Here is a 3,308-nt window from a genome sequence, read left to right as displayed (position 1 = left end):
GTAGCAAACCGTGGAGAAATAGCAATCCGTATTTTCCGGGCATGCACCGAATTACATATTCGAACCGTTGCGGTGTATTCCAAAGAAGACTCGAGTGCGTTTCACCGGTACAAAGCAGATGAAGCTTACTTAATTGGCGAAGGAAAAAAACCAATTGATGCGTATCTTGATATTGAAAGCATTATTGAAACAGCAAAAAGCAATGACGTAGATGCAATTCACCCGGGCTATGGATTTTTATCAGAAAATCTTGAATTTGCCCAAAGATGTAAAGAAGAAGGCATTATCTTCATCGGCCCTGGTACAGAGCATCTTCATATGTTCGGGGATAAGGTAAGAGCAAGAGAAACGGCTATTAAAGCCGGACTTCCTGTTATTCCAGGAAGCGACGGACCAGTTTCCGGCATCCATGAAGTGAAAAAATTTGCTGATGAAAATGGATTTCCATTCATCATTAAAGCTGCTCTTGGCGGCGGTGGACGCGGCATGCGGATCGTACGCAGACCTGAAGCGTTAGAGGAAGCATATGACCGTGCACGCTCCGAAGCGAAATCTTCCTTTGGAAGCGATGAAGTGTACGTGGAAAAGTTCATTGAAAATCCAAAGCATATTGAAGTTCAAGTGCTTGGGGACAAAGAAGGCAACATCGTACACCTTTATGACAGAGACTGCTCTGTGCAGCGCCGTCACCAGAAGGTAGTTGAAATTGCTCCAAGTGTGTCTTTAAGCCAAGAACTTCGTGAAAACATTTGTAACGCAGCGTTAAAGCTGGCGGAGAACATTAATTACGTAAACGCTGGAACCGTTGAATTCCTCGTCAACCCTGACGGAGAATTTTACTTCATAGAAGTAAACCCGCGCGTGCAGGTAGAACATACAATAACAGAAATGGTAACCGGGGTGGACATTGTGCAAACACAGCTGTACATTGCAGCTGGTAAATCATTGCACGGCCCTGAAATCGGTATTCCAAGCCAGGAAAAAATCACAACAAACGGTTACGCAATTCAATCTCGTGTGACAACAGAAGATCCAGCTAATAATTTCTTCCCGGATACAGGAAAAATTATGGCTTATCGTTCGAGCGGCGGTTTTGGCGTACGCCTTGACGCCGGCAATGGTTTTCAGGGTGCTGTTATTACACCGCACTATGACTCGCTGCTTGTTAAGGTATCTACATGGTCGCTTACTTTTGAAGGTGCTGCAGCTAAAATGCTTCGTAACCTTCGGGAATTCCGGATCCGCGGCATTAAGACAAACATTGCGTTTTTAGAAAATGTCGTTCAGCATGAACAGTTTTTAACAGGGGAGTATGATACATCCTTTATTGACTCTACGCCGGAACTGTTTGTGTTTCCGAAACGAAAAGACCGCGGAACAAAAATGCTTACTTTTATCGGTGAAACCACTATTAATGGATACCCAGGCCTTGAACAAGAGAAAAAACCGATATTCGAAAAGCCTGAGGTTCCTAAAATTAAACATAGCGAACCGTATCCTAACGGAACGAAGCAGATTTTAGACGAAAAAGGCCCGGAAGGATTAGCAGAGTGGGTAAAGAATCAAAAAGAAGTATTGCTTACGGACACGACTTTCCGTGACGCTCATCAGTCTCTGCTTGCTACTCGTTTCCGAACCCATGATTTAAAGAAAATAGCAGAGCCGACCTCGAGATTGCTTCCAAATCTTTTCTCTTCTGAAATGTGGGGCGGGGCTACGTTTGATGTGTCTATGAGATTTTTACACGAAGATCCTTGGGAGCGTCTCTTAGTATTAAGAGAAAAAATGCCGAATATGCTCTTCCAGATGCTTCTGCGTGCATCGAATGCGGTCGGCTATAAAAACTACCCTGATAATGTAATCAAAGAATTTGTTAAAAAGTCAGCCATTGCCGGCATAGACGTGTTCCGAATCTTTGACTCTCTTAACTGGGTGGAAGGCATGAAGCTCGCTATCAACGAAGTTCGGGAGCAAAGCAAGATTGCTGAAGCATCTATGTGCTATACAGGGGATATTCTTGATCCTAAACGCGACAAATATGATTTGAATTACTATAAAAACCTGGCAAAGCAATTAGAAGAAGCCGGTGCTCACATTCTGGGCATTAAAGATATGGCAGGTTTGCTGAAGCCGGAAGCTGCTTATCAGCTCATTTCCGAGTTGAAAGAAACGATTGATATTCCAATCCACCTGCATACGCATGATACAAGCGGCAACGGTATTTTAACTTACGCACGTGCTGTGGAAGCTGGCGTAGATATTGTGGATGTGGCGGCAAGCTCTATGGCAGGACTGACTTCCCAGCCTAGTGCCAACAGTCTTTACTATGCATTAAAGGGAACAGAACGTCAGCCGAATATTGATGTAAAAGCACTGGAGCAGCTTAGTGAATACTGGGAGTATACCCGAAAATATTATCAAGGCTTTGAAAGCGGCATGAATGCTCCGCATACAGAAGTGTATGAACACGAAATGCCGGGTGGACAGTACAGCAACCTGCAGCAGCAGGCAAAAGCTGTTGGATTGAAAGGCCGCTGGAATGAAGTGAAAAAGATGTACCGCCGTGTAAATGACATGTTTGGAGATGTAGTAAAAGTGACCCCATCCTCCAAAGTAGTCGGTGATATGGCTTTATATATGGTACAAAATGATTTAACAGAAGATGATATTTATGAAAAAAGAGAAAACCTTGACTTCCCGGATTCTGTCGTGGAGTTTTTCCAGGGCTTTCTTGGACAGCCTTACCAAGGGTTCCCGAAAGAACTGCAGCAAATCATACTAAAAGGCAGAGAAGCAATTACTCACCGTCCTGGAGAACGATTAGAGCCGGTGAACTTCCAAGAAGTTAAAGAAGATTTATATCATAAGCTTGACCGCCAAGTAACGAGCCATGATATGATTTCTTATGCTCTTTATCCAAAAGTATTTATGGACTTTGAGCGGTTCCGCCAGCAATTTGGAGATGTATCAGTACTTGATACCCCAACGTTCTTTTACGGTCTGCGGTTAGGAGAAGAAATTGAAATAGAAATTGAGCAAGGGAAAACATTGATCGTGAAGCTGGTTTCTATTTCTAAACCACAGGAAAACGGCAACCGTATCGTTTACTTTGAATTAAACGGCCAGCCGCGTGAAGTAGTAATAAAAGACCAAAATGTAAAAACAGTGGCATCTGACCGGCCAAAAGTAGATAAAACGAATCCTAACCAGATTGGTGCATCTATGCCGGGAACCGTCGTGAAAAAGCTTGTGGAAAAAGGTGAAAAAGTCAAAAAAGGCGACCACCTTATGATTACAGAGGCCATGAA

1 protein-coding gene is annotated in these 3,308 nt (G+C 43.5%); it reads left to right on the top strand.

The window, feature by feature from the left end; genetic code table 11:
• On the top strand, positions 1 to 3,308 hold a 3,308-nt coding region (gene pyc, locus ACE1TI_RS21445; protein ID WP_375009551.1), incomplete at both ends, for a pyruvate carboxylase.

Source organism: Alteribacillus sp. JSM 102045, from assembly GCF_041949975.1.
Classification (GTDB): Bacteria; Bacillota; Bacilli; order Bacillales; family Marinococcaceae; genus Alteribacillus.
This window is presented reverse-complemented; position numbering and strand designations above follow the sequence as displayed.